Annotated in this window: 24 protein-coding genes and 1 tRNA gene; 13 read left to right on the plus strand and 12 right to left on the minus strand. The window is 40.7% G+C overall.

The genetic code is table 11. The features are described 5' to 3' along the window. The coding region (locus tag BM130_RS15500; RefSeq protein ID WP_217645615.1) for a hypothetical protein at window positions 1-213 on the plus strand (213 nt) is incomplete at its 5' end. A 386-nt stretch (window positions 214-599) separates the two neighbouring features. Here BM130_RS15500 and BM130_RS13650 read toward each other — a convergent pair. The 3 genes from BM130_RS13650 to BM130_RS13660 all read right to left on the minus strand — a co-directional run bounded on the left by BM130_RS13650 (window position 600) and on the right by BM130_RS13660 (window position 4,603). Further along, on the minus strand, window positions 600-1,754 hold the full coding sequence (locus BM130_RS13650) for an MFS transporter (RefSeq protein WP_010528047.1): 1,155 nt from the start codon (window positions 1,752-1,754) through the stop codon (window positions 600-602). 254 nt (window positions 1,755-2,008) lie between these two features. Beyond that, window positions 2,009-3,001, minus strand: a complete 993-nt coding sequence (gene mgrA, locus BM130_RS13655; RefSeq protein ID WP_010528046.1) for an L-glyceraldehyde 3-phosphate reductase — start codon at window positions 2,999-3,001, stop codon at window positions 2,009-2,011. A 309-nt stretch (window positions 3,002-3,310) separates the two neighbouring features. Next, a complete protein-coding gene (locus tag BM130_RS13660; RefSeq protein ID WP_010528045.1) occupies window positions 3,311-4,603 on the minus strand; it encodes a M64 family metallopeptidase in 1,293 nt (430 codons plus the stop codon). A 105-nt stretch (window positions 4,604-4,708) separates the two neighbouring features. Here BM130_RS13660 and BM130_RS13665 point away from each other — a divergent pair, with 105 nt between their 5' ends. Together BM130_RS13665 and BM130_RS13670 are read left to right on the plus strand one after the other, a co-directional pair. Next, entirely contained in the window at window positions 4,709-5,995 is a 1,287-nt protein-coding gene (locus BM130_RS13665; RefSeq protein ID WP_010528044.1) for a mechanosensitive ion channel family protein, read from the plus strand. A 146-nt stretch (window positions 5,996-6,141) separates the two neighbouring features. Then, window positions 6,142-6,606: an Lrp/AsnC ligand binding domain-containing protein gene (locus BM130_RS13670; protein WP_074964407.1), complete on the plus strand. Its 465-nt coding sequence runs from the start codon at window positions 6,142-6,144 to the stop codon at window positions 6,604-6,606. A 225-nt stretch (window positions 6,607-6,831) separates the two neighbouring features. On the opposite strand, the gene BM130_RS13675 is transcribed toward BM130_RS13670, so the two are convergent. From BM130_RS13675 to rlmD, 5 genes are all read right to left on the minus strand, one after another. After that, window positions 6,832-7,740 (minus strand): bifunctional metallophosphatase/5'-nucleotidase, encoded by a 909-nt coding sequence (locus BM130_RS13675; RefSeq protein WP_010528042.1) that lies wholly within the window; start codon window positions 7,738-7,740, stop codon window positions 6,832-6,834. Window positions 7,741-7,791: 51 nt separating this feature from the next. Continuing rightward, window positions 7,792-8,553, minus strand: a complete 762-nt coding sequence (locus BM130_RS13680) for a 5'-nucleotidase C-terminal domain-containing protein (protein WP_010528041.1) — start codon at window positions 8,551-8,553, stop codon at window positions 7,792-7,794. Between the two features lie 145 nt (window positions 8,554-8,698). After that, window positions 8,699-9,412 carry a hypothetical protein gene (locus BM130_RS13685; protein ID WP_010528040.1) on the minus strand — a complete coding sequence of 238 codons (714 nt, stop codon included), beginning with the start codon at window positions 9,410-9,412 and terminating at the stop codon, window positions 8,699-8,701. A gap of 98 nt (window positions 9,413-9,510) precedes the next feature. After that, window positions 9,511-10,284 (minus strand): peroxide stress protein YaaA, encoded by a 774-nt coding sequence (gene yaaA, locus BM130_RS13690; RefSeq protein WP_010528039.1) that lies wholly within the window; start codon window positions 10,282-10,284, stop codon window positions 9,511-9,513. A gap of 129 nt (window positions 10,285-10,413) precedes the next feature. Continuing rightward, a complete protein-coding gene (gene rlmD / locus BM130_RS13695) occupies window positions 10,414-11,823 on the minus strand; it encodes a 23S rRNA (uracil(1939)-C(5))-methyltransferase RlmD (protein ID WP_010528038.1) in 1,410 nt (469 codons plus the stop codon). Window positions 11,824-11,938: 115 nt separating this feature from the next. On the opposite strand from rlmD, the gene queF reads away from it, so the two are divergent. From queF to BM130_RS13740, 9 genes are all read left to right on the plus strand, one after another. Then, window positions 11,939-12,379 carry a preQ(1) synthase gene (queF, locus tag BM130_RS13700; protein ID WP_010528037.1) on the plus strand — a complete coding sequence of 147 codons (441 nt, stop codon included), beginning with the start codon at window positions 11,939-11,941 and terminating at the stop codon, window positions 12,377-12,379. 49 nt (window positions 12,380-12,428) lie between these two features. Then, window positions 12,429-13,484 carry a tRNA 2-selenouridine(34) synthase MnmH gene (mnmH, locus tag BM130_RS13705; RefSeq protein ID WP_010528036.1) on the plus strand — a complete coding sequence of 352 codons (1,056 nt, stop codon included), beginning with the start codon at window positions 12,429-12,431 and terminating at the stop codon, window positions 13,482-13,484. Further along, on the plus strand, window positions 13,447-14,067 hold the full coding sequence (gene yedF, locus BM130_RS13710; protein ID WP_010528035.1) for a sulfurtransferase-like selenium metabolism protein YedF: 621 nt from the start codon (window positions 13,447-13,449) through the stop codon (window positions 14,065-14,067). Before mnmH ends, yedF begins: the two co-directional genes overlap by 38 nt. A gap of 6 nt (window positions 14,068-14,073) precedes the next feature. Further along, complete coding sequence (locus BM130_RS13715; protein ID WP_010528034.1) at window positions 14,074-15,201, plus strand: aminotransferase class V-fold PLP-dependent enzyme; 1,128 nt, start codon at window positions 14,074-14,076, stop codon at window positions 15,199-15,201. Between the two features lie 13 nt (window positions 15,202-15,214). Further along, complete coding sequence (locus BM130_RS13720) at window positions 15,215-15,427, plus strand: putative Se/S carrier protein (RefSeq protein ID WP_010528033.1); 213 nt, start codon at window positions 15,215-15,217, stop codon at window positions 15,425-15,427. 177 nt (window positions 15,428-15,604) lie between these two features. Next, the gene (selD, locus tag BM130_RS13725; protein ID WP_010528032.1) at window positions 15,605-16,654 is read left to right on the plus strand and encodes a selenide, water dikinase SelD; all 1,050 of its coding nucleotides are present in this window, start codon (window positions 15,605-15,607) and stop codon (window positions 16,652-16,654) included. A gap of 101 nt (window positions 16,655-16,755) precedes the next feature. Continuing rightward, the gene (locus BM130_RS13730) at window positions 16,756-17,370 is read left to right on the plus strand and encodes an SIS domain-containing protein (protein WP_010528031.1); all 615 of its coding nucleotides are present in this window, start codon (window positions 16,756-16,758) and stop codon (window positions 17,368-17,370) included. 118 nt (window positions 17,371-17,488) lie between these two features. Then, on the plus strand, window positions 17,489-18,031 hold the full coding sequence (locus BM130_RS13735; protein WP_010528030.1) for an isochorismatase family protein: 543 nt from the start codon (window positions 17,489-17,491) through the stop codon (window positions 18,029-18,031). A 5-nt stretch (window positions 18,032-18,036) separates the two neighbouring features. Continuing rightward, on the plus strand, window positions 18,037-18,936 hold the full coding sequence (locus BM130_RS13740; RefSeq protein ID WP_010528029.1) for a PfkB family carbohydrate kinase: 900 nt from the start codon (window positions 18,037-18,039) through the stop codon (window positions 18,934-18,936). Here the strand turns inward: BM130_RS13740 and BM130_RS13745 are convergent. Next, window positions 18,926-19,600, minus strand: coding sequence for an inorganic diphosphatase (locus BM130_RS13745; RefSeq protein WP_010528028.1), 675 nt, complete (start codon window positions 19,598-19,600; stop codon window positions 18,926-18,928). The two genes, BM130_RS13740 and BM130_RS13745, sit on opposite strands and share 11 nt — an antisense overlap. A 572-nt stretch (window positions 19,601-20,172) precedes the next feature. Between BM130_RS13745 and BM130_RS13750 the strand changes: the two genes are divergently transcribed. Further along, complete coding sequence (locus BM130_RS13750) at window positions 20,173-21,321, plus strand: serine hydrolase domain-containing protein (RefSeq protein ID WP_138956907.1); 1,149 nt, start codon at window positions 20,173-20,175, stop codon at window positions 21,319-21,321. Window positions 21,322-21,518: 197 nt separating this feature from the next. Here BM130_RS13750 and BM130_RS13755 read toward each other — a convergent pair. From BM130_RS13755 to hemN, 3 genes are all read right to left on the minus strand, one after another. Next, a tRNA-Ser gene (locus BM130_RS13755) sits at window positions 21,519-21,603 on the minus strand. Between the two features lie 161 nt (window positions 21,604-21,764). Continuing rightward, window positions 21,765-23,168, minus strand: a complete 1,404-nt coding sequence (gene hemG / locus BM130_RS13760; RefSeq protein WP_010528026.1) for a protoporphyrinogen oxidase — start codon at window positions 23,166-23,168, stop codon at window positions 21,765-21,767. Between the two features lie 196 nt (window positions 23,169-23,364). Beyond that, a complete protein-coding gene (gene hemN, locus BM130_RS13765) occupies window positions 23,365-24,735 on the minus strand; it encodes an oxygen-independent coproporphyrinogen III oxidase (RefSeq protein ID WP_010528025.1) in 1,371 nt (456 codons plus the stop codon). Window positions 24,736-25,604: the final 869 nt, after the last annotated feature.

Here is a 25,604-nt window from a genome sequence, read left to right on the forward strand (position 1 = left end):
GGCTTTTCCCTCTGTCTAATAGTGTTTTTACTGTATACCACATATCAATTACATACATTATGCCTTTTGTTTATGATTTTCAAAAGGCAAGTTAACAATAAGCTTTCCAGAGCTCACATTTCTTCATTTCGCTTCGCTCATTCATCAATGAGAGCTCTGGAAAAGTGGTATACTTTTGATGAATATTGGTGGTATACTTCTGATGAATATTAACAAATAGCTCCGAAGGAGCTAAACCTTTGTAGCCGTTGGTATATGAGAAAAGCCTGAGCCCCGGTAGGGGCGATATCTATCTTATGAAAAGGATTCCTGGGTTTATGCGAAGGTCTCCGACCTTTATGCGAAGGTTTCCGACCTTTGTGCGGGGGTCTCCGACCTTTATGCGAAGGTTTCCGACCTTTGTGCGAAGGTCTCCGACCTTTATGCAAAGGTCTCCGACCTTTATGCAAAGGTTTCCGACCTTTATGCGAAGGTTTCCGACCTTTATGCGAAGGTTTCCGACCTTTGTGCGAAGGTTTCCGACCTTTATGCAGAGTTAAAAGTCCGAAATTTTTGAGAAATTCACGGTATTGTGTGGGAGATTTTTTAGTTAACAGACATTAGTTTTTGAAATGCCTATGTTTAAGAAAGCTCAAAATTACCAACATTAAAATGATGAATGTAATTAAAATTAAAATGAGCTGTTTTATTCCGAATTGATTGAGGATAAAACCTGTCAGGGAATTGAGAAGCATATTTCCAACCAGTGAAATACCAATAACTATGCTAAAGGCTGTGCCGGAATTATAGGGGAATGCCCTGGCGGTGAAACCCAACATTACAGGGAATGAAGCAGCTATGCCAATGCCCATAACCGCACTTGAGGATATACCCATGAATAATGAAGAAGCGAAATTAAGAATGATAATTCCCAGGAATATCACAGCCATACTGCCGAAAATGATAATTATGGGTGATATTCGTTTCAATATCTGGCTAAGGAATAATCTTGTAATAGTAATTCCAATAGCAATAGCGGTGATGGCGTATAAGGCCTTGTCGTATGAAATATCCGCAACTTCCATCAGATAAGTTGGTGTCCAGGCAGGAATTATAGCTTCCAAAGCACCGTAAAAAAAGAGGAAAAGACCAATTGATAATATTACGGGATTGGAGAAAAATTTAAAATATCCTTTAAATGAAACGGGCTTTGACTTTTTGGCAGACGGAAATTTCAGTAGTAAAACTAAAATAAATGGAATTAATAATATGATGGCGACAATTAATAAAATGGTCTGATAATCCATAGCCTTATCCAGAAGCAAAGAGGTGAGCAAGGGGAATCCAAGTGCACCAATTCCATAAAAGACGCCAAGTAAGCTTAGATAAGCACTGCTGTTTTGCGGATATAAATCTGCTACTAACATATTGGTTACCCCATTGATGCTTCCTCCGCCTAATCCCATGACGAAAAACATGAAAGGAACCAGATTGACCCTGACGGAAAATGTTATTCCGGTAATTCCCAAAATCACCAGTAGCACTCCGCCAAGCATTACCGGTTTATAACCAAACCGCTCGGCTATAGGTCCAAAAGTAAATGAGCCAATCAGTATTCCTGCCGCCAATACCGAGGCACAAAAACCAATAAATAATTTATCAACCCGGAAATTGATGGTTAAATAGTTGTTGATGGTTCCCACCGCAACCATGGTAATGCCAAAGAGCATCATTACCATGCCTGCTGCCAGAAAATGAACACTCTTTTTTCTCATACAAGGTTTATCTCTTCAAACTTGCGAGGCATGGAATATTCAGGCAGGTGATATTTCCCAATCGATTTGTGTCAAAATTGTGCATTGTTACTTTAAGTGGTTGAATTTAGGGTATTGAATGATATATTCCGTCCCCAATTAAAGTTTAATTGAAGGGAAATGATTATCAATTCAACTGAATATTCTTTGCCTCGTAGTTTCTTATGCCTGATATTAACTGACTGTAAACAAAAACTAAATTTCTTATTGGCTTTTTACTTTAATACTTTTTCTATTTTGTTGAGCTCTTCTTCGGTGAAATTTAGGTTTTTAAGTGCATCCAGATTGTTTTTCAGTTGTTCCACCCTGCTGGCACCTATAAGAACGGATGTTACCCGTTGGTCTTTCAGCAGCCAGGCAATAGCCATTTGTGCAAGCGATTGTCCTCGTTGTTGGGCCAGCTTGTTCAGGGCAACAAGTTTTTCCCTGACCTGAGGCGTAAGGGCTTCCTTTTTCAGAAAACCATGAGGTTTGGCCATTCTTGAATCCTCAGGTATTTCATTGAGGTATTTATCGGTTAGCAGTCCTTGAGCCAAAGGTGAAAAAACGATGGAACCAATTCCTCTTCTGCCAAGTACTTCCAATAGTCCATCACTTTCAACCCATCGGTCGAGCATGTTATAGCGCGGTTGATGAATTAAAAGAGGAACGCCTAAACTGCGAAGTATGGTCTCGGCTTTTTGTGTCATCTCGGCATTATAGTTGGAGATGCCGGCATAGAGGGCTTTCCCTTGTTTTACAGCCTGCGCCAGAGCACCCATTGTCTCTTCCAAAGGCGTGTGGGGGTCGGGTCGGTGCGAGTAAAAAATATCCACATAGTCCAACCCCATACGTTTAAGACTTTGGTCGAGACTTGCCAGAAGATATTTGCGGGAACCACCGTCACCATAGGGACCCGGCCACATCAGGTATCCTGCTTTGGTAGAGATAATCATCTCATCACGATAGGGTTTGAAATCGGTTGCCAGAATACGTCCGAAATTTTCTTCGGCACTGCCCGGCACCGGCCCGTAGTTGTTTGCCAGATCGAAATGAGTGATTCCATGGTCAAAGGCATATCGTAAAATCTTTCTTCCGTTTTCAAAAACATCCACCGACCCAAAGTTGTGCCATAAACCCAATGATAAGGCCGGCAGTTTTATCCCACTCTTTCCGCAGCGACGGTAGAGCATGGTATCATATCTGTTTTCTTGTGCTTGATAGTTCATAAATTATATTTTTATAATATTTGTTGAAATGTCGTGTTTTTTATCCGTATAAATTTTACTTACTTCATAGGTATATTGTTTTTAAAGTAGTCATTAGTGGTTAGTCCTTAGTCATTAGTTAATCAATACTAGTCACTAATAACTGTTGACTATTGACTAATCACTAATGACTAATGACTTCTTCTGCCTTCTGCCTGTGCACTTCTGCCTTGGGCTTTTTTGTGAGAATCTCTCATTGTCATGCTCGTTTCATCTATACATCTATCATCTAAATATCTGCCATCTAAATATCTATTATCTAAACATCTATCATTTGTTTTTTCCTGCATAAAATTTCACCATTTGGGCTATGGCCTTTTGGCATACTTCACAGAAACCTTCGGCATCATTCGATTTCATTCGGCAGTTAAATGCCGGCCGGTAAATTCCTTTTGCCGAATAGCCGGCACCTTCAAAAACGCCTGTTGCCGATTCATATTGTGGCAGAGGTGGTGTTGGAACAGGAACATTATCGGCAATTAAATGTTTCCATTTTTTGTCGAAAGCTATTAATGTGGTGATGTTCGGGTTCCAAGGCTCATGATTTAAGTCATAAAAGTCGGAATTATCATCGTAATAATATTCATCTGCCAGTCCGGCCAGACCATGTCCGAGCTCATGGACAAATACTTCGTTGGAGTGTTTATTTCGGGCTGAGGTTATGGAAAAATGGTTGTAAACACCTCCGCCACCGTATTTGTCGGAATTAACCAGCAGTACAATGTGGTCGTGCGGTACTCCGGCCGCATAGTCGTAAATGGTCCAGGTGCTGAAGCTTTCCAGATAACGTTCCGACCCAAAAGTGGAGAATGAGCTATTCATGGGTGTTTGACGCCAAATTTGTTTTGAGGGAATATCTGTCCCTGTTTCTGGTGAAGCGATAAACCTGGCCCTGATGGTGATTTTATTTTTTAATTGACTATATGGTTTCATTCCAAGCAGATAATTACTCATTTTTTTTGCATCAATAAAGAATTGATTTTTTTCTGCCCGGGTGTATCCTTCGGCAAGAATGAGCAAATCAGTTTGTTGAGATGGTTTATTTTTACCGTGTAATAATTTAATAGGATGTTCATCCGGGGTTTTCACTTCCATTATAGGAGATTTATGAGGCGAGAATTTTTCACGTAGGAGTGGTTTAAAACTATTAGACTTGTTTCGAGCTTCAAAAATAAGGTATACATCGTTGAGAGGCCATGGAGCTTCAATTGTTTGTTCGAATGCTTTTACTACCTGTTGGGCAGGGGTAGTGACCCGCCATTCTTCGAACAAAGTGCAAAAGCCTTTAATGAAAAGGGTGTCTTGCGTTTTACCGTCTAATAACACTAACCGGTAGGTTCCGTAATCGAATGGCGGCAGGTTTTGATGTTGATTACCACTATAGCCTGAAATTTTTTTAAAGTGGGCAATGGCTATTTTTTGTTGGTTATAATTTCCGGAAAGAACAAAGTCAATTCTTAACGTTTGATTGTAATTGAAAAACTCATGATTTTGTCCTATGCTATAGGTAACCTGCAAAAGGCAATAAAAGTACAGGGCAATATGTTTAAAAGAAGGTAGCATGTAGCATTAAGAAAATAATAGGTTCCGATAAAATAGAATAATTACTTTTGCATTCTTAAGTAAAACAATAAATCAAAAGTAAAAAAAGAATTGAATAGATAAAAGATGGAAGAAGTAAAGTCACAAACCGGATGGTTATCCCAATGGTTTACCGACAAGCTTGGGATGTTAAATATTTCCGACTATTGGATAGGTGCCATTGAGTCGGTTGTTTCACTGATAGCAATCATTGCACTGGCATATTTGGCCTTTTTTATAGCGCGAAAAATTTTTCTGCTGAACCTGATTCGGATGGTGCGCAAGACGCGTTCCAAAATGGATGATTATTTGGTTCAGCGAAAGGTGTTTCACTGGTTGGCTCATTTGGTGCCCATTGTCATTATTTACCTCTTATCGCACTGGATGTGGGGTGATGACCCCGAAAGGTTAAAGTTGTATCATAAGATAGTATCGTTATACCTGACGGTGGTGTTGGTAATGAGCTTCAGAGCATTGATTAATGCTTTTGAAGATATATACAACACTTTTCCGTTTGCTGCAGAGCGGCCAATAAAGGGCTACCTTCAGGTTATTCATCTGGTGGCAGTAATAGTCGGTGTTCTTATTTCCATTTCTATCATATTTAATGTTAAGGTTTTAAATATATTAGCCGGTATGGGTGCTATGGCCGCCGTACTGATGCTGGTTTTCAGGGATTCCATTTTGGGATTGGTGGCAGGTGTTCAGCTTTCGGCCAACAGAATGGTTAAAGTGGGTGACTGGATATCCATGCCCAGCCATCATGCCGATGGAACGGTTATGGAAATAACTTTAAATACGGTTAAAGTAAGAAATTGGGATAAAACCATTTCGACCATTCCCACCTACGCCATGGTGTCCGATTCATTTATTAATTGGCGGGGGATGGAAGAGTCGGGCGGAAGGCGTATTGCCCGTGCCATCAATATTGACCTTCGAAGCGTTAAATTTTGTACGCCTGAAATGCTTGAGAAATTTCGGAAAATCCATCATCTGAAAGATTATATCGACCAGCGGCAAAAAGAAATTGAAGAATATAACCGCAAACATAATGTTGACGAGTCGTTACCTGTTAATGGCCGACGGATGACCAATCTCGGCGTCTTTCGTAAATACCTGGAAAATTACATTTCCAATCATCCTAAAATACATAAGGGTATGACGCTTATTATTCGTCATCTGGAACCCACCGAAAAAGGTCTGCCCATTCAGATTTATGCTTTCTCAAAAGAGGTTGAATGGGCTAAATATGAGAGTGTTCAGGCCGATATTTTCGACCATATATTGGCTATTATTCCATTGTTTGAATTAAGGGTATTTCAAAATCCCGGAGGTGAAGATTTGAAAGAGATTATAAATAGCCTTTCAAATTGAAAGCAACTTTCCTTTCTGTTAATTTATAACCGGATATTTTTGTAATGATTTTGTTGGAATAGTGGATAATTAGTATTAATTTCGTCATTAATTATTAGAAATAAACCCCAAATAGTTTTAAATTCTAACATTTATCATTTTTTGATATGGAGAGCCATTTTCAAATTGATAGTCTTGACAAGAAAATATTGTCAATGATTACGAAAAATGCACGTGTTCCCTTTCTGGAAGTAGCCCGCGAATGTAAAGTTTCAGGAGCAGCTATTCACCAGCGCATCCAGCGATTAATGAATATGGGTGTAATAAAGGGGTCGGAATTTATTATTAATCCCGCCAAGATAGGTTACCACACCTGCGCTTTTATAGGAATATTTCTTAAAAAAGCCAGTTTGTTTGACAAAGTGGCCAAAATGTTGGAAGAGATTCCGGAAGTGGTTGAATGTCATTATACAACCGGTGAATATGCCATGTTTGTGAAAATTTTTGCCAAAAGCAATGAACACCTGAAAAGAATTTTGCACGATAAACTGCAAAATATCCCCGGAATTGCTTCTACTGAGACCATTATATCATTGGATGAGTCCTTTAAACGGCAATTGCCTATTGAGTAATCCGGTCTATTGTCTGTTATAAAAAGTGTACAGGCAAAAGGCAGGAAAAGTTTTTAGTGATTAGTCAACAGTCATTAGTGCAATCATTACTAATGACTGTTCGCTAATCACTAAAAACTAATATTGACTAATCACTAAAACCTAACTTAAACCTAACTTAAATTTCCATTCGACCAAACATTTTACATTGTAAAGAAATCAGGTCGTTATTGGACATCTTCTTTTTTATTTTATCAAATGTTGCGTAGCCAAAAATAGAGGTTCTTTTTTGTCAGGTATAATTTCCATATGTCCAAGAATTACACCTGCCCATCCCACCTGATTGATGATTACAGGTTTTCCGACTTTATTTTTAACAATTTCGGGCTTTGGCATAAAGGTATGTGAATGGCCACCAATAATAATGTCGATTGAAGCGGTGAGAGCCGCTGTTTTTTTGTCCGATTCGGGTCTGTCGGGTGCACTGGTGTAGCCCATGTGTGAGAGGGCAATCACCAGGTTGCATTTTTTCTCTTCTTTGAGAAAGCGAGCCGTTTTTTCGCCTGTTTCGACCGGGTCGAGCCATTTCATCCCTTCATAATTTGCCGGTGAAACCAATCCGCCTGGATTGACACCCAGTCCGATGAGACCAACGCGAAAGGGGCCTTTTTCTATAATTTTCCACGGGATTATTTTATCTTTTAAAACGGTTTGGCTGAAATCATAATTGGTTGAAATAAAGGGGAAATTGGCATATTGCAATTGCCTTGCCAGATGGTCCATGCCGTTATCAAACTCATGATTTCCGATGGTTGCAGCATCATATTTCATTTTTGACATGAGTTCCAGTTCCGGTTTGCCACCAAAGAAATTAAAATAGGGTGTACCCTGGAAGATATCACCCGCATCCAGTAATAATACATTGGAATGCTTTTGTCGTAACTGTTGAATTAATGTGGCGCGCCGGGCAAAACCGCCCTGATTGGGAAATTTGGGATGATTGACGGGAAAAGGTTCAAGGTGGCTATGAACATCGTTTGTATGCAGTATGGTAAGGGATTGGCCCGATGCTTTGGCTAACAAAGGCAAGGGGAGGGAAAGTGCCACACCGCCACCTATAAGTGTTTTTAAGAAGGTCCGTCGGTTTGTATTCATGATATTCGGCTTCTATTATCAATTAGATGACTATTAAATCTTTTACACTGTTTATTTGACTTGTATTTGAATTCTTGTTTCTTCAGGCGGGTTAATAATTTTTCCTTTTTTCGTCAATGTTCTGATATGATTCAGGATGATATCTCTGATTTTTTTCTGAGAGGTATATCTCTTCTCGGCTTTTGAAAAAAATGTGTAATGGTCGCCACCATTTGCCAGGTAATCAGGTGTAACCACATAATAGTATTTATCGGTCTTTAATGGTTCGCCTTGTATCATGGGATTGATGACTTTTTGGTCTTTAAAGATGAAAGATGCACCGGAAAGGCCATCACCGCCCGATGCTCCCATGTGCATAAAGGTTTCATAGACCACTTCGCCCGACAGTTTTAAAATAACCATCTGATTTTCGAAAGGCATAAGCGAATAAATATCTCTTACGGTTATATCGCCTTTAGGCAACGGTGTTCTAAGACCTTTTATGTTGATAACGGCAATGGTGGGTAAAGGTTCGTATCGGGCATCATTGATTTCTCTTAAAGCTTCTTCCCTGATTAAATCGGCGACAAAATGGGAGAGGGGAGTCTCCGGTTTTTCCGGGAATAATTGCTTTTTTGAGGTGCCAATTACCTCGTTCATAATCGATTCAATAGAGTCGTGCAGTGGTGCTATATAGGCTTTAAAAGCGGGGTCTGCAGCAATGGTGCTGTCTAGTCCAATGTTCTGGTATGATTGAAGCCCGGGTTGAAGGTTTTGTTGACAAGAGATGGTAACCAATCCAATAAGGAAAGAAATTATCAAAAAGTGTCTCATTCGTATAAAATTTTATTAAGTAGTTATGGTCCGAATGGTTTTAAATAGGCATTAAAATTAAAAAAAGTATCTCAGCAAGACCCTTTCCCGGGGTATATTTAACAAAAAAAACAGCAAGAAAATCTTGCTGCATGATTGACATAAATTATTTAATACGTTCCATATATTTTTTTCTAACCTCAGTCAGGTATTCTTCATTGATATCAGGATAATAAATTCTGATCATATCCTGTATACCAAATCCGAAATGGAAATGCCCTATAGCGGCATCAAAAAACGGACGCTCCCAATTAAACTTCACTTGCCGGGTAATATTCTCGAAATGTTTCCACGTGAGTTTTTCAGGGATGGCAAAGTAGCCATGATCCTTTTCTATTTGATCAAAAAATACGCCGCGAACTGTTTCGTTAAGGATAAAAAACTTTTTGATACGGATAATTGCCGGGCCTTCCACTTTCCTCGGTGGTTTGCTCCTGAACTCAATACCTTGATCCATGTATCCTGCCTGTAAGTCAACTATCTGGTCGAAATTATCCAAATGTCTAATTCGAATTACATCGAATTGTTTGTTGTAAATGTTAACAACCCCGGGAGTGGCATTAAAATCGGTCTGAAAATAACTTTTTATATTTTGTGTGGCACGGGTTATATCTTCCAGGGTATATAATTTTTTTAATACCAGATATATGTAGAGGGGTTTGCTCTCTACCGGGTGGTCGGAATAATAATTATAAAATCCCGGAAATGGTTCCGGTGCTTCCAAAACAAATGTGTTGGGCCAGATTTTATCTTCAAGTGTGCAAAGGGTCTCTTGTTTCAACAGATTCCCGTAACGTTCCATGTATGGTTCTTTACTCATATTAATATTAGGTTTGATTATGGGACAAAAGTTAAGGAAATTTTTACTGATATACATCAAAACGGTTATAGATAAAATCGATAATAGGTTTTGAATGTTTATAATTCATGTCGAGTAAAGACCATTTCTTTATCGGTAGATAGTTGGTTATTGAAGTGGTATCCATCCAGGTCGAAAGCCTTAAGCTCTTCCGGGTCGGAGAGTTGATTCTGAATGATGAAGCGAGTCATCATTCCTCTGGCTTTTTTGGCATAGACACTAATAACCTTAAAGGTACCATTTTTATATTCTTTAAATACCGGTGTGATGATGGGAACCTCAATTTTTTGGGGGTTAATAGCCTTGAAATATTCCTGGCTGGCAAGGTTTACCAAAGCTTTATGGCCACCGTCTGCCAAATCCTTATTAAGTTGCATGGTTATTTTATCGCCCCAAAATTGGTAGAGGTCTTTCCCTTTGGGATTTTTGAGTTTAATACCCATTTCCAGACGGTAGGGAAGGATAAGGTCGAGAGGGCGCAATAAACCATATAAGCCGGAAAGAATCCGCAAGTGGTGTTGAGCTGTGTTGAGTTCTTCGGTGCTGAAGGTGCGCGCCTGAAGTCCGTTATAGGCTTCGCCGTTAAAGGCTAAGATGGCGGGTCGACCTTCCGAACCATTAAACGGCCAGTGCCATTTAAAAAAACGCTCGGTATTAAGCTCTGCCAGACTGCGGCTTATTTTCATCAGTTGCATGAGGTCGGCAGGTGAATAATTTTTGAGTTGTTCTGCCAACTGAGAGGCTTCCTCAGGAAAGAACAGCTCTGTATAATTTATTTCAGGTACGGGTTGTTTAAAATCCAGTTTCTTGGCAGGTGATAAAATTGCTATCATACTTCGGGTTTTAGTTCATTTTCCATAGTTCCTGGCTTATAACGCTTAGTGCAAAGTGGCTGGTCATAGAGCTAATTTAAAATACTATTTTTCCCCTCAATCTCATCAATCCCCTCAATTCCCGTCAAATTATCTTCTTTCCAACAACACCACATTTTCCACATGGTGCGTATGTGGGAACATATCAACGGGTTGAATAGCTGTAACTTTATAACGGATATCCATCATGTTGATATCTCTTGCCTGTGTGGCAGAGTTACAGCTAACATAAACAATTTTTTCCGGCGCCGCGTTTAAAATAGTTTTTACCACATCTTCATGCATCCCGGCACGCGGCGGGTCAGTGATTATAACATCAGGGTATCCTTCTTTTTCAAACAAATCATGGGTCAAAATGTTTTTCATGTCACCCGCCAGAAACAAAGTGTTAGTAATGCCGTTGATGGCCGAATTTTCTTTGGCATCTTCGATAGCCTCCGGAACATATTCGATACCTACCACTTTTCGTGCTTTATGCGCCACAAAGTTGGCAATGGTTCCCGTTCCCGTATAAAGGTCATATACGGTTTCGTTGCCGGTGAGGCCCGCAAAGTCACGAGCCACTTTATATAAGTTATAAGCCTGAAGGGAATTGGTCTGATAGAACGATTTGGGGCCTATTTTAAATTTTAATCCTTCCATCTCTTCAAAAATATGGTCGCGCCCCGAATATAACTTCACTTCCAAATCGGTAATAGTATCGTTGGCCTTTCCGTTGATGACATACATCCACGATGTCACTTCCGGAAATTGTTCCATCAGATGCCGGAACAGGATATGCCGTTTTTCTTCATCATCCTTATAGAAGACTACAATAACCATGACTTCGCCGGTTGTACTGGTACGGATGATGAGGGTTCTGAGCAGGCCTTCCTGAGCTTTTAAATCAAAAAAAGGCCAGTTGTTTCCGATGGCAAAATCTCGAATGGCCAGGCGAATAGCATTGGATGGTTGAGGTTGAAGATGACACTCTTCAATGTTTATCACCTTGTCGAACATACCCGGAATATGAAAGCCCAGGCCGTTTTTATCGTTAATAACTTCGCCCGAATCCATCTCTTCCTGAGTGAGCCATCTCTTATTGGAAAAAGTGAATTCCAGTTTATTACGATAATACTGTTCTTCAGGTGAAGGTAAAATAGGGGATATCTCGGGTAACTGAACTTTCCCGATGCGCAACAGATTATTCCAGACTTCTCTCTGTTTGAATTTTATTTGTTCCTGATAGGGTATATGTTGCCATTTGCATCCGCCACAAGTACCAAAATGCCGGCAAAAAGGCTGCGTCCGGATTTCCGACAGATGGTGAAAATGTACCGGCCGTCCCTCATAATATTTTTTACGTTTTTTGGTGACTTGTACATCTACGACATCGCCGGGTGCGGCGAGAGGTACAAATACCACCATGTCGTTAATTTTTCCCAAAGCTTTTCCTTCGGCGGCTAAATCGCTAATAACCAACCTCTCCAGTAAGGGTTTATTTTTTCTTGAACGTCCCACGAATAAAATTTTCAGATTTTCGAAGCAAAGATATGCCAATCGCTATACAATAACCAAACTTTTTGTTTCCCTTAAATTGTTAACTTTGCGTGTGTGATTTTAAAAAAATTTGTTTATGTCTGAAAAGGTGCTGACTTATAAAGATATAGATAAAAGTATTTTAAAGGCCCTTCCCAATCCGGTAAAAAAAGCCTATGAAATAAAGATTAAAATTCCGGAGTTTACCTTTTTGGGAGTGAAAAATCAGCCCGATTTTGCCGATGTCTATATCACTTTTTATCCTACCGATAAAATTATTGAATTGAAATCGCTGAAGTTGTATGTTCATGCTTTGCGAAATATTACCGTATCGTACGAACGGCTAATCAATGTTTTTTACGACCATTTAATGGAAGTATATGAGCCTGACCGTATTCGCATAGTTATGATTTGTAACCCCAGAGGAGGTATCAGTTCACGTCTGACCATCGATTCGGACTGGAAGGCTCGGGGCGGTGAGGAAAAATACAGCGACTGGAAAAATCATCTTGATGATACCTGGAATGTAACGCTTTAGCGCTATTTGCCCGCATGGGTAATAAATTTTTAGCAGGAGGACCAAATAAATGGCTGAGGCTTTATTGGCCAACGATTTTTTACGTGCTGCGGATAAGTATCCGGTGGTAGATGTTCGCACACCATCCGAATTCCGGCAGGGACATATTCCGGGTGCTCATAATATTCCTCTTTTTTCTGATGAAGAAAGAGCTGTGGTAGGTACATTGTATAAAAAGCAGGGACGAGAACAAGCCGTCCTTAAGGGTCTGGAATTTGTTGGTCCCAGGATGTCACAAATGGCATCTGAGGCTAAAAAACTGGCTGTTGATAATACGCTTTTGGTACATTGCTGGCGTGGTGGTATGCGTAGTGCCAGCATGGCCTGGTTGTTCGAAACCGTTGGTGTCCGTTCTTTTACTCTGGAGGGTGGTTACAAAGCCTATCGGGCTTCGTTCCATGAGATGATAGCCCGTGAAAACTGGAATTTTGTGGTTTTGGGCGGTCCTACCGGCAGTGGCAAAACCGATGTGTTAAAAGCACTGGAAAGTATGGGCGAACAGGTGCTCGACCTGGAAGGGCTGGCCAACCATAAAGGTTCTGCCTTTGGTGCCCTGGGACAAAAGCCGCAACCTACCACCGAACAGTTTCAGAATGACATTTATGAGGTTCTTCGCCACTTTGACCCTCAGCGAACCATCTGGGTAGAGGGTGAAAGTTATAACATAGGCAAAGTTTTTATTCCTGACCCTTTGTTTGAGCTGATTTTAAAAGCACCTTTGATAATGTTTGAGTTGAATCGTGAACGACGACTCGACAGGTTGGTAAAAGAGTATGGGTGCTTTGATAAAGAGCTTTTGTCACAAGCCGTAAAGAAAATTCAAAAGCGATTGGGTGGTTTACGAACGAAAGAAGCTCTTAAGGCTTTGGAAGAAAATGATTTCCGCAAAGTGGCCGATATCGCACTGCAATATTATGATAAAAGCTATGCTAAATCGCTCAGCCAAAGAAACAAACCGGTATGGTCTTTTTCTGAAGATGAAGACAATCCCGTAGCTACTGCTGAAAAACTCATTAACAACTTAAGTTATGTATACGATAGATACGAAAGGACATCTTTGTCCTGAACCTCTTATCATGGCCAGCAATGGCCTTAAAGAAGTAAAAGAAGGCGAGAAGGTTCTTATTATTTCGGATAATGAGACTTCTTATCAAAATCTCATGAGTTTCCTGACAGATTTGGGGGCTAATCCTGTTGCCAGTAAAAAGGGATATGAATATCATATTGAAGCAACCAAGCCCGCCAAATCATCACCACAAGCTGAAAATAATCCGGAGCAATATTGTTCTGTTCCGGGAGGTGCTGCCCCCGCCACTGATTATGTTGTGGTAGCCCGCAGTTCCCGGATGGGAGAGGGTGACCCCGAATTAGGCGATTTACTCGTAAGAGGATATCTGAATGCGCTTAAAGGGATGGACCATTTACCTACTTATATAATCATGTATAACGGGGGTGTCAAACTGTCACTGGAGGGTACTGATACAGCGCTGGCACTTGGCGAGTTGGAAGACAAAGGGGTGAGCATCATTGTATGTGGTACCTGTGTTGATTATTATAAAGTAAAAGATAAGGTGAGCGTAGGCCGTATAAGTAATATGTATCAAATAGCAACCATACTTGCCGAAGCGGGTCATGTGGTTTATTTGTAATCTGCGATGGAATTTAGTAATACATATTTTGATAATGCCAGTACAAGCTGGCCAAAACCGGCGGAAGTGGGGGATGCGATGAAGCATTTCATCCATCAGATTGGTGGTACTTATGGCCGGGCAGCCTATGGTCGTGTATTCCAAACATCCAGAATAATTGAAGAGTGTCGAAATACCATGGCGGATGTGTTGGGTGTGGCCGAAGCAGGTAATATTGCTTTTACCACAAATGCCACTTATGCCTTGAATACCATAATTAACGGATTGAACTTATCCGGGGGTGAGGTGCTGATTTCACCTCTGGAGCACAATGCTGTGATGCGGCCTTTACAGCGTCTGTCCCAAACAAAAAATATTAAGTGGAAATTATTACCGGCAGGCAAAGATGGACGGATTATTCCGGAAAAAATTCCTGAAGTTCTTACCCCTTCCTGTAGGCTTGTTATTGTGAACCACCAGAGTAATGTAAATGGTGTAATTCAACCGGTAGAAGAGATTCGGTCATATATTGGTTCAATACCCTTTGCCATTGATGTAACACAATCGTTGGGGGGTGTTCCTGTGGAAGGCGACAAATGGGGCGTTGATTTTATTGCCTTTACCGGGCACAAAGGTCTTTTGGGACCTGCCGGAACTGGCGGTTTCTTCGTGAGAAATCCGGAAATGCTCGACCCTTTTATTTATGGAGGTACCGGCAGTCGTTCCGAAAGTTTTGAAATGCCCGGTTTTGTTCCCGACAAATATGAAGCCGGCACACCCAATACGGTTGGGATAGCAGGACTACTGGCGGCCCTTCAAAATAAACCTGATACGCTTTGGACCAATGACTTCTTTAACGAAATACTTCACCGTATAAGGCGCATTAAAGGACTTAAATTACTGGCGGCCGACCATTTTGAGCATCAAGGCTCAGTGTTTTCCATAGCTCATGGTTCCGTTCCCCCGTCAACTATTGCCAGACGGTTATACGACCGATACCGAATAGAGATTCGCTCAGGACTTCATTGCGCCCCGTTAGCACATCAATCTTTACGGACTTTTCCTTCGGGTACGGCACGGTTTGCCTTGTCGCCCTGGCATACCAATGATGATTTGGAGAGCCTTGCTCAAGTTATTGAAGAGATATTGACATAATAATAGAGCTTTTATGCAGTTGTATTTGTTTCCAAATGTTCACAAAGTAATGAAGGCCGAAAAAATTTGCAGCAATATCGGCATTCAGAGCAGAGTAATCCCGGTGCCGGAACATATTTCTTCCGAGTGTGGGATGTGTCTGTTAGTAGAATCAGGTGATGTAGACAAATGTGTGGAACTCTTTGAAAAAAACAGTATACCTTTTGAGGTATATCATGAAGGTTAGTCATTAGTGATTAGTCATTAGTCATTAGTGGTTAGTTTTTAGTTACTAGTCTTGAGTGCCAATGGACTAACCACTAGTGACTATTGACTAACCACAAAACACTAATTACTATTGACTAACCACTAATGACTAGTATTAAATTCCATTCGAACAATAATTTAGATAAATTTTAGGCTAATGGACAGTGAAGATTTTGATTTGCTATCGACCGTTGAATATGGAGGGTGTTCTGCCAAATTGCCGCCGGGTGAGCTGGCAGGTATTTTGGCAAAACTACCGCCAATAAATGACCCTAATCTATTGGTAGATATTGAGACCCATGATGATGCCGGAGTATATAAGCTTAATGATGAAACGGCTCTGATATTTACTACCGATTTTTTCCCACCCATATGTTCCGATCCATACGAGTTTGGAGAAATTGCTGCTACCAATGCCTTAAGTGATGTTTATGCTATGGGCGGGACACCTTTGTTGGCGCTTAATCTTCTCATGTTTTCATCGGCAAAGATGCCTCTGTCAGTTTTTGAGCGTATTCTGCGGGGGGGATATGATAAAGTAAAAGAGGCAGGTGCTTTAATGGTAGGTGGTCATACCATTGAAGATCATCCGCCCAAATATGGTTTGGCGGTAGTGGGGACCATCCATCCGGAAAAATTGATCACCAATGCTGCGGCTCAACCGGGCGACATTCTAATACTCACCAAACCTTTGGGTGTGGGTATTTTAGTGGCTGCACAGCGGCTTAAAATAGTGCGTGAGGAGGCTTATCGTGAAGTTTTAAACCAAATGAAGCTATTGAATAAAACGGCACGAGATATCATGGTCAAACATGGTGTTAAATGTGCCACAGATGTTACCGGCTTCGGACTGTTAGGACATGCACTGAAAATGGCTGATGCCAGTGGCGTGAGCCTTGCTATTAAAAGTCGTGATTTACCTGTTGTTTCTCAGGCAGAACAATTGGCTTATGATGGCTGTATACCGGGTGCAGCCTTCCGAAATCTGAATTTTGTTCAACCTTCTTTGCATGTAGCACAAAAGGTAGAACCCCACCTGAAAATGGTGGCTACCGATGCCCAGACTTCCGGAGGCCTTTTAATTTGTGTTCCTGCTGAAAAAGCTCAGAGGGTTCTTAATGAACTGAAATCCTTGCCCGGCCTTCAAAATTCAGCTATCATTGGAGAAGTTTTGCCCAAAACCCGGAAAGCAATTTATCTGGAGTAATTCATATTTTTAAAATATAAGTTTACTTTTTCCTATTTTTACTTTGAATTTTGAAGGAAGACATGTTCTTCCTGAACTTTACTCAAATAAAAAAATCTATAATGTATAAAGAGGAAATACAGTTGTTATTAAATGCAGAAGCCAAGGCTATTGGTTCTATTCCCGTTACCGAAGAGTTTGAAAAAGCCCTTGACCTGATTTTTGAATATGTGCATAATCGAAAAGGCAAATTGATAACCAGTGGGATGGGTAAAGCCGGGCAAATTGCGGTTAATATGGCCACAACTTTTAGCAGTACGGGGACCCCTTCAGTTTTTCTGCATCCCAGCGAAGCACAACATGGTGATTTAGGCGTGGTGCAAGAAAACGATATCATGTTGCTGATCTCCAATTCCGGAAAAACCAGAGAAATCCTTGAACTGGTAGAGTTGGCACGTAGATTAAGACCCGGTATTCAATTTATCGTTATCACGGGAAATAAAGATTCTATACTGGCGGCCGAAGCTTCGGCATGTATTTTTACCGGTAACCCGCCTGAAGTATGTGCTTTGGGATTAACACCGACAACTTCGACCACTACAATGACCGTAATTGGTGATGTGTTAGTGGTTTTGATGATGAAACGTATTGGATTTACCAATCATGATTATGCACTGCGGCATCACGGAGGTTATCTGGGAGATAAGTCTCGGAAAGCTGCCGGATTGACTAAATAGGCAGACCGGCTATCATGTTCATTGCTTTATTTAACGCTTAAATTATTTTAGGGTTGTAACTTGACCAGATAGCAGAAATCCATGCGAGGATTAACTTTAAACTAAAAACTGATCTCATATGCGAATATTAAAAGACCAGACAATTGCTATGGTTGTGGATGTTCAGGAAAGATTATTTCCACACATTTATGAGCGCGAACTGCTGGAAAAGAATTTAAAGATTTTGGTCGAAGGGCTTAAAATTTTGGAAGTTCCTTTTGTTGTGACGGAGCAATATAAAAAGGGACTGGGCCCAACCGTTCCGTCACTCGAAGCTCTGGTGAAACAAGATATCCACTTTGAAAAGTTGTCGTTTAGTTGTTGTGACGATCCGGCAATTATAGAGCATATTGAAACTTCTACAAAAAGATATGTTATTTTGGCCGGTATTGAATCCCATATCTGTTTGTTGCAAACAGCAATAGACCTTAAAGAGAGAGGTTATAGACCGGTAATTGTTGAGGATTGCGTTGGGTCCCGGAATCCGGAGAACAAACGAATTGCCATAAATCGTCTTCTGCAAGAGGGAATAACTGTTACCAGCGCTGAGTCATTGTTGTTTGAATTGTGCAGGGTAGCCGGAAACGAGCAGTTTAAAGCCATTTCTAAGTTGGTAAAATAAATTTCATGGCACGTATATTTGGTCTGGGCGAAACGGTTCTGGACATTGTATTTAAGGATGGTCGGCCGGTGTCGAGTCAGCCCGGCGGATCAGCCTTTAATGCTTTAATATCTTTGGCCAGAGCGGGTCATCACGTCGAGCTTATTAGTGAAATAGGTGTCGACAGTGTGGGAAACCGTATCATGCGATTCCTGGAAGATAATGGGGTCGGTACTCGGTGGATACATCGTTTTTCAACGGGGAAAACCCCTGTGGCCCTGGCCTTCCTGGATAAGGATAATAATGCCAGGTATCAGGTGTATAAGGATTTTCCGGATGACAGGTTTCAAATAGAAGCACCCGATTTTAAGTCAGGTGATATCTTGTTATTCGGTTCTTTTTTCTCTGTAAATCCGGTTTTGCGACCCAAAGTAAAGGAACTGCTTACCTTAGCAAAAAATAGTGGTGTCTATCTCATTTATGATCCAAATTTTCGGAAAAACCATATCGATGGTATTGAAATTTACAGGCCTATTATTGAAGAGAATTTTTCAATAGCCCATCTGGTTAGAGGCAGTGATGAAGATTTTGAAACTATTTATGGTGGAATCACCATCGATGAGGTTTTAAGTAAAATTCAATCTTTCGGTGCTGATGCCATCGTTACGGCCAATGCCCATGGCGTATATGCTCTGATACAGAATAATTCCTGTTATGTTGCTGCTGAGCCTATTGAGCCGGTAAGTACCATTGGTGCAGGAGATAATTTTAATGCCGGCCTTGCTCATGGATTGGTGAAACAGCACCGGCTTCCGGATAATTCAGACGAATGGAAAGCAATCATTAAAGGTGCCGTTGCTTTTTCTACCGAAGTTTGCTTGTCGATGGATAATTACATCTCAAACGATTTTGCAGCTATTTTGTAATTCTTTCAAGAAAGTGTCGCAGTTCTTCGGTGGTTGAAAATACTTTGGCGGCACCAGCCTCTGATAAAATATCCTCACTTAAAGGCCCCGTATTGATGGCAAGGGTATAAATGCCTGCCGCAACAGCCGATTGAATGCCCAAAGGCGCATTCTCAATGACTATAGCTTCATCGGGATGAAATCCGCCCTTTTTTAAGGCCATCTCATAAGGTTCGGGGTCAGGTTTTCCGCGCTTGACATCCCATCCTGTGATCATTTGATGTTTTTCCACACCATAGTCATGTTTCAAACGGTCCAGCAGTGCCGGTTGCCTAGAACCTGTTACAACCATAATTTGTAATCCCCTGGAACGCAAAGTCCGAATTAAGGACTGCATACCGGGAATCATCGGTGCCGGTTTTAAGCTATTCATCAAATGAGTCTTTTCTGCATATATCCCTTCTATCTCCTGAGGTGTGGCATCACGACCGGCTAATTCTCGTATCGCCTTTTTTATGGTAAAATCACCGGTACTTCCTTCATTGGTATAGGCTTCAATTCGAGGGAAATCAAATCCATATTTTTTGAAGGCGGCCACCCATGTGTCGGCGTGGTACTTCATGCTGTCGTACAACACGCCGTCCATGTCAAATATTATAACTCGGGTATTTCCTGGTTGATGCATTCGTAGAAATTTTACTTAAATTTTTTGTTTAAAGGACCAGAAGGATAACGCATATAGCTTAGTCTTAGTTCTCAGTTTGTGGTGTAATCAACACCAATTTACTACCTGGCACTGACTTTGCACTAACCACTAAAATACTCTTCTGCCTTCTGATTTTGAGATTGAGAAAACAACTATTCTCATTCCATTGAATATTCCTTTAAGCCGCAAAGGTAGTAAATTGGACTTAAAGTAGTGGTAGTTTGGTCATGCTCGTTTCATCCGTATAAAATTTATCTAAGTTATTGGCCGGATGGAATTCGCATGGCTTAAGTTTATTCATGTTCTTATTGTGTCAAACTTTCTTGGTCATCCTCGTTTCATTCTATAAAGCGAATAGTCCTACTTGAAAAATAGACTTTTAGGTCATATTCCTTTACCGCATATCTCAGAAATTTATTGTACTTTATGAAATTAAAGGGTAAATTGTCCCATGAATTGCTTATAACAATTGAGAAGATTGTTACAAGATTTTATGGTTGGTTGTTAGGGTATTACAATTCAATAATTACAGTAAATATAAAACAAAATCTATGCGAGTATTTATAACTTCCCAAGTTCTTTCCGTTATATGTTTAACATTCATGTTGTCTTTCGGTTATCGTTCCTTTGCAGGGAACGCTTCTAAAGCAGATTCAATTTCACAAAAGTCATCCCAATGGCATCCGACAGAGCGACAAGTGCCTAGAGGAGATAAAATTAAAGAACTTTCGGAAGGATCACCGCTCGCTGCATTCAGTCCCGGTGGCGACAAAGAAAAAGAATTGGACGATTTTATTAGGAACCAGAAAGTAGCCGGCCTTTTGGTTATTCACGATGGTAAAATTCGATTGGAACGCTATGCTTTAGGTCATACCGATACAAGTTTGTGGTCCTCATTATCTGTTGCCAAATCGGTAACCAGCACCCTTGTGGGTGTGGCCATCAAGGATGGATATATCAAGAGCATTGACGATTATGTGACGGATTATCTTCCCGATCTTAAAGGGAGTGCTTTCGATAGCGTGAAAATCCGCCATCTTCTTACCATGACTTCCGGTATAAAGTGGAATGAGAATTACACCGATCCCAATTCTGATATTGCCCGATTTGATAATGACACCACTGCAGATGGCATGAAAGCTATTGTAAGCTATATGCGGCGTTTGCCGGCCGAAGCTGAACCCGGTACGAAGTTTAACTATAGTACCGGTGAAACACATCTTTTAGGAACACTTATCAGTGCGGCCACCAAACAAAGCTTAGCGCACTATCTTTCTACTAAAATATGGATCCCTTATGGAATGGAACATACTGCCACCTGGCGAGTGGACCGTACCGGCCAAGAGTTGGCGGGTTGTTGCCTTCAAATGCGGCTTCGTGATTTTGGCAGGTTCGGTCAATTTGTACTTGAAGATGGATACATTAACGATGAATCCATTGTCCCTGACAACTGGTTTCAGGAAGCAACCAAAATACAAATACCATTATGGCCGGGCGGAGGTTATGGATATGGGTGGTGGATCTTTAATAACCATAGTTTCGAAGCTTTGGGCATTCACGGACAAAAAATTTATATCGACCCTTCCAGAAAACTTGTGATTGCCATCAATAGTGCCTGGCCCGAAGCTGATAGTAACGAACGCCATTTCGCTGTGGCCAAATTTATAAATTCTGTTGCTGAAGAGATTGATAAGGAGTAAAAAGTATTTCATTGCAATTAATTATCCTGCAATGGTGGGTTGTTGATTAAGAAATTATCGCCCATGGTGATGGGTTTCATGAAAGTTTTAAAGGCCATTGGCGGCCAAATTAACATAAAACCCATAGAAACATTCTAGTTTTAACAAACAAAAAAAGCCTGTAAGCTTTGACTTACAGGCTTTTTTGACTTTACCGGCGGAGAGAGAGGGATTCGAACCCCCGGACCCGTGAAGGTCAACGGTTTTCAAGACCGCCGCATTCGACCACTCTGCCATCTCTCCAAAACCATAAAACAATTATGGTAGCTTTGAAGTTTAAGAGACCGTTTGTTTCTCTCTCAAAGCGGTTGCAAAATTAGGTGTTTTATCGAAATCACAAAACGTTTTTTGCAAAAAATATTAATTGAATTTATTGCATGAATCGATATTGCTTGGCTTTCAGGTTATTGATTTTTGGAAAAAAGTTCATTTAACTGATTAGCCATAGTAACACCCTGTCGTATACGGTCGGCCATTCCAATGCCATCGCGAAGGTTACCGCCAATGAGTAATCCCGGAAACTGTTGTTGAATGGTATTAACAATATCCAGTCTCTCGCCTGTTTCTTTACTGTATTGGGGTATGGCATGGTGATGCCGAAAGATGCGCAATAGGTCTGGTTCACAGTCCGGCACCATCATCATTTTTTTGAGTTCAGACAAGACAATTTTACGGATATCGTCATCGGAACGTTCAATCATATCCGGCTTAAGTACGCCCCCAAGGAAAACCGATAAAAGAGCACCTTTTTCGGGGGCTCTATCCTTAAGGAATGCCGAGAGGAAAAGAACGCCCAGTATATCTCGTTTTTCTTTAGAGGGCACTAATCCACCGAAAGCTTTTAGAGGTATTCCTCGCCATTCATTGTACCCTACTGCCACCTGTACAACCCGGGCATATATCAGATTGTTAATTTTTTGTTTTTCGTCATCACGTAAGAAGGGTAGGATAGAAGGTACCTCGTGGGCACCTGTGGTTGTGATGACTGCATCGCTTTCAATGGTTTTTGCTTCACCTAATTGATGGTATCGGACAACATATCGTCCATTGACGGGACAAACTCTTGTATTTTGACATTCCAACTGAATTTCGTCGGCTGAAAATTTATTGGTTAGGGCAGATATTAATTTATCGAGACCTCCCGACATGGAAAACATTTCGCGGGTGGCTTTTTTGTGATAATGGTAGAGTTCCGGATTTTCTTTTTTTTCGCGTTTTAATTCGAGTTGTTTTTTTATGCTTCCTTTAATAAAACTACCGTATTTTTGCTCTAAATTGTAAAGTTTTGGTAGGGCATAACGAGTGACCAGCATTGACGGGTTTCCTGCATAAATGCCCAGGATAAAAGGGTCGACGGCGTATTCGAGGAACGATTTACCCATGCGGCGCATTACCAGATGGTCGAGTGTTTCATCGGGGTCATTCCCGGGTTTGCGAAATGGCTCAGCCAACAGTCTCAGTTTATCTTTCCATGAGAACAGAGGTGTTGTAATTCCATCTTTCATGCCTGCAGGTAAGTCATGCCATCGGCCGTTTTTCCAGATTAACCTTCTTTTTGCTTCTTCGTTTGCGGGTTCAACTGTTATTTCAGGGTATAGTTCTTCAAAAAGTTCAGCTACTTCGGGATGAGAGATTACACCTGTGTTAGGGCCGCTCTCAAAGGTGAAACCTTCTTCACGATGAGTATGGATTGCCCCTCCTGTTCTATTATTTTTTTCAAGAATGAGAACTTCCCATCCCAATTTTTTTAAATTCCATGCGGTAGTGAGCCCCGTAAGGCCTGCACCTATAATGACTGCTTTTCTCATTGTAGTTTTAGATGGTTTATAGTCAATGGTTCAAAGTCTGTGGTCAATAGTTTACAGTTCAATGTTTGTGGCTGGTTGTCAAATGCTAAGCATCTGGTATTTTAAAGCCACAAATTTAACTTCAGTGAACACAAACCTATTTGTACCGTGTGCATCAAAAAACTTCAGATTCCATATACACTAACTAATAAAAGGATTAAATTGTTTTGGAAAAACGTTTTTGTGCAGTTTTGAGTTTCGGGTCGAATAAGGCAGCAATGTTTCTGATGAGAAATCGCCCGGTTTCGGTAACGATGATTTCTTTGTCATTGAACTGTACAAGTCCGTCTTCTGCCAAAGCTTTTAGTCGTTGGATATCGAAACCTGTGATTGCTTTGAGCTGATTGTCTTCCATGTTTAGGCGCCCGGCTGTTTCATGCCAGTTGAGATAGTTGTTGCACATTATCTGATTAATTACTTCACGTACAGCAATATCAGTCGAGTCGGTTTGATATCCTTTAACAACAGGAATTTCACCTTTGTTTACTGCATTAATATAGTGAGGGATGTCTTTGGTATTTTGGGCATAAGCATTGTGAAGCTGGCTGATGGCCGACATACCAAAGGCATAAACCTGACCAGTAGTCTCTTTGGTGCAATAACCCTGGAAGTTTCGGTGTAAGGTTTTATTGTTCAGAGCAATGGTTAATGGGTCGTTGGGCAGTGCAAAATGGTCCATCCCAATAGGAATATAACCTGCCATTATCATTTCCCGGCGCGCATTCCAAAACATCTTCATCTTATCCTCTGGTCCGGGGATGCCATTTTTTTCGAGGGTTTTCTGATGACTTTTCACCCAGGGCACGTGCGCATATGAGAAGGTAACAATGCGGTCGGGGTGTGCATCTATGGCATGTTGAATGGTTTGAGCAAACGATTCGGGTGTTTGGTATGGAAGACCGTAGATAAAGTCGAGATTAGCCGAAGCACCCCCCTCATGCAATTGAGCAATGATGTCTTTAACCGGCATTGCCGACGGGTCACGATTAACCGTAAGCAAAATCTTTTTGTTAAAATCCTGAATGCCTAAACTGATGCGGTTAAATCCCATCTTTAATAAACGGTCGATGTATTCAACAGACAGGTAGGCAGGGTTACATTCCATGGCTATTTCGGCGTGTTCGGAAAATTTAAAGTGACCATAAATGGCATCCATGATTTTTTCTATTTGGCCAATGGTCAATGCATTGGGTGTTCCGCCGCCCCAGTGTACCTGGGTGACAAGGCGGGATGAATCTATCCTTTCGGCAATTAAATCAATCTCTTTTATTAGTGCATCAATATATTGATTATAGAGTTCGTTGTTTCGTGAAATATGTGTGGTACAGCCACAATAGAAACATAACTTGGAACAAAAGGGAATATGCAAATAGAGAGATACCGCCTGAGGATGATGATGATTCGACTCTTCAATGGCCTCAATGAAATCTTTACCGTTAAATTTTTCATGGAAAAAGGTTGCCGGCGGATAGCTGGTATACCGTGGTAAGGGCAGGTTATATTTGTCCAGTAATTTTTGAGCTATCATTGTTTAAAATATCTTTTATAGGTTCAAAAATGAATATTTCAGGTTGTTAAAGCTTATCAAAGAAACGTATTGTTGGCAAAAGTTATTCAAATAGAAATGTTTTTTTCTATAAAATAAAATTCAAAAGGTTGGTATTTGTTTACGATACTTCGCCCGTTAGTTTGATGTAATGTTAAAACAACTACAAAACAAGTATTTTGTTTCGAGATTTTTGATAAGGAAGTCCAAAATCTTTATGATATTTTACAAATGATTTTTATCGCCTGTTTGGAATTGATTGTTATTCCCTGGTGCAAAGCAGCGTTTTATTTCATCCGTATAAACTTCCCTTACTTTATTGATATATTGCTTCTTAAAAGTAGTCATTAGTGGTTAGTCCTTAGTCATTAGTTAATCAGCACTAGTCACTAATGACTGTTGACTATTGACTAATCACTAATGACTATTGACTTCTTCTGCCTTCTGCCTGTGCACTTCTGCCTTTGTCTTTTATATATGTCCTTTTGTGGCAACAGCCGCCATGCTCGTTTCACTCATTGTAAAATTTATCCTTTTTAGACTTCAACTATGTGTTCAAAAGGAGGAGGTCGGATGGCATCGTTTTTAATAAATGAAGAATTATAATTTATTTGGTTTTGTGGCCATTGCCGTTTTACGAAAAGTATTAACCGCTTGAAGCTGAAAAAGCATTGCGTGTAAAAAAACTTTTGATTGACCGGGGGGCGATATTTAATAGCCAGGTTATTTTTTGTTGAGTTTAGGTTGAATTTTAAAGTGGCAGAAGGAGGTTTTGAAATAACCAAATGTTCAAAGGATTCCTTTTTACGGCCCATCCGCTCCGGAATTCGATGACCTAAGCCGAAGAAGTA

The sequence above is a fragment of the Thermophagus xiamenensis genome, from assembly GCF_900112795.1.
GTDB classification, from domain to species: domain Bacteria; phylum Bacteroidota; class Bacteroidia; order Bacteroidales; family Marinilabiliaceae; genus Thermophagus; species Thermophagus xiamenensis.

Excerpts from the sequence above, each read along its gene's own strand:
- mgrA (WP_010528046.1), bottom strand. The coding sequence starts at position 3,001 with ATGAACTATCAAGCACAAGAAAACAGATATGATACCATGCTCTACCGT.
- selD (WP_010528032.1), top strand. The coding sequence starts at position 15,605 with ATGGACAGTGAAGATTTTGATTTGCTATCGACCGTTGAATATGGAGGG.
- BM130_RS13740 (WP_010528029.1), top strand. The coding sequence starts at position 18,037 with ATGGCACGTATATTTGGTCTGGGCGAAACGGTTCTGGACATTGTATTT.
- BM130_RS13670 (WP_074964407.1), top strand. The coding sequence starts at position 6,142 with ATGGAGAGCCATTTTCAAATTGATAGTCTTGACAAGAAAATATTGTCA.
- BM130_RS13715 (WP_010528034.1), top strand. The coding sequence starts at position 14,074 with ATGGAATTTAGTAATACATATTTTGATAATGCCAGTACAAGCTGGCCA.
- BM130_RS13660 (WP_010528045.1), bottom strand. The coding sequence starts at position 4,603 with ATGCTACCTTCTTTTAAACATATTGCCCTGTACTTTTATTGCCTTTTG.
- BM130_RS13730 (WP_010528031.1), top strand. The coding sequence starts at position 16,756 with ATGTATAAAGAGGAAATACAGTTGTTATTAAATGCAGAAGCCAAGGCT.
- yedF (WP_010528035.1), top strand. The coding sequence starts at position 13,447 with ATGTATACGATAGATACGAAAGGACATCTTTGTCCTGAACCTCTTATC.
- BM130_RS13665 (WP_010528044.1), top strand. The coding sequence starts at position 4,709 with ATGGAAGAAGTAAAGTCACAAACCGGATGGTTATCCCAATGGTTTACC.
- hemG (WP_010528026.1), bottom strand. The coding sequence starts at position 23,168 with ATGAGAAAAGCAGTCATTATAGGTGCAGGCCTTACGGGGCTCACTACC.
- queF (WP_010528037.1), top strand. The coding sequence starts at position 11,939 with ATGTCTGAAAAGGTGCTGACTTATAAAGATATAGATAAAAGTATTTTA.
- BM130_RS13735 (WP_010528030.1), top strand. The coding sequence starts at position 17,489 with ATGCGAATATTAAAAGACCAGACAATTGCTATGGTTGTGGATGTTCAG.
- BM130_RS13750 (WP_138956907.1), top strand. The coding sequence starts at position 20,173 with ATGCGAGTATTTATAACTTCCCAAGTTCTTTCCGTTATATGTTTAACA.
- hemN (WP_010528025.1), bottom strand. The coding sequence starts at position 24,735 with ATGATAGCTCAAAAATTACTGGACAAATATAACCTGCCCTTACCACGG.
- BM130_RS13720 (WP_010528033.1), top strand. The coding sequence starts at position 15,215 with ATGCAGTTGTATTTGTTTCCAAATGTTCACAAAGTAATGAAGGCCGAA.
- BM130_RS13685 (WP_010528040.1), bottom strand. The coding sequence starts at position 9,412 with ATGAGTAAAGAACCATACATGGAACGTTACGGGAATCTGTTGAAACAA.
- yaaA (WP_010528039.1), bottom strand. The coding sequence starts at position 10,284 with ATGATAGCAATTTTATCACCTGCCAAGAAACTGGATTTTAAACAACCC.
- BM130_RS13745 (WP_010528028.1), bottom strand. The coding sequence starts at position 19,600 with ATGCATCAACCAGGAAATACCCGAGTTATAATATTTGACATGGACGGC.
- mnmH (WP_010528036.1), top strand. The coding sequence starts at position 12,429 with ATGGCTGAGGCTTTATTGGCCAACGATTTTTTACGTGCTGCGGATAAG.
- BM130_RS13650 (WP_010528047.1), bottom strand. The coding sequence starts at position 1,754 with ATGAGAAAAAAGAGTGTTCATTTTCTGGCAGCAGGCATGGTAATGATG.
- BM130_RS13675 (WP_010528042.1), bottom strand. The coding sequence starts at position 7,740 with ATGAATACAAACCGACGGACCTTCTTAAAAACACTTATAGGTGGCGGT.
- BM130_RS13680 (WP_010528041.1), bottom strand. The coding sequence starts at position 8,553 with ATGAGACACTTTTTGATAATTTCTTTCCTTATTGGATTGGTTACCATC.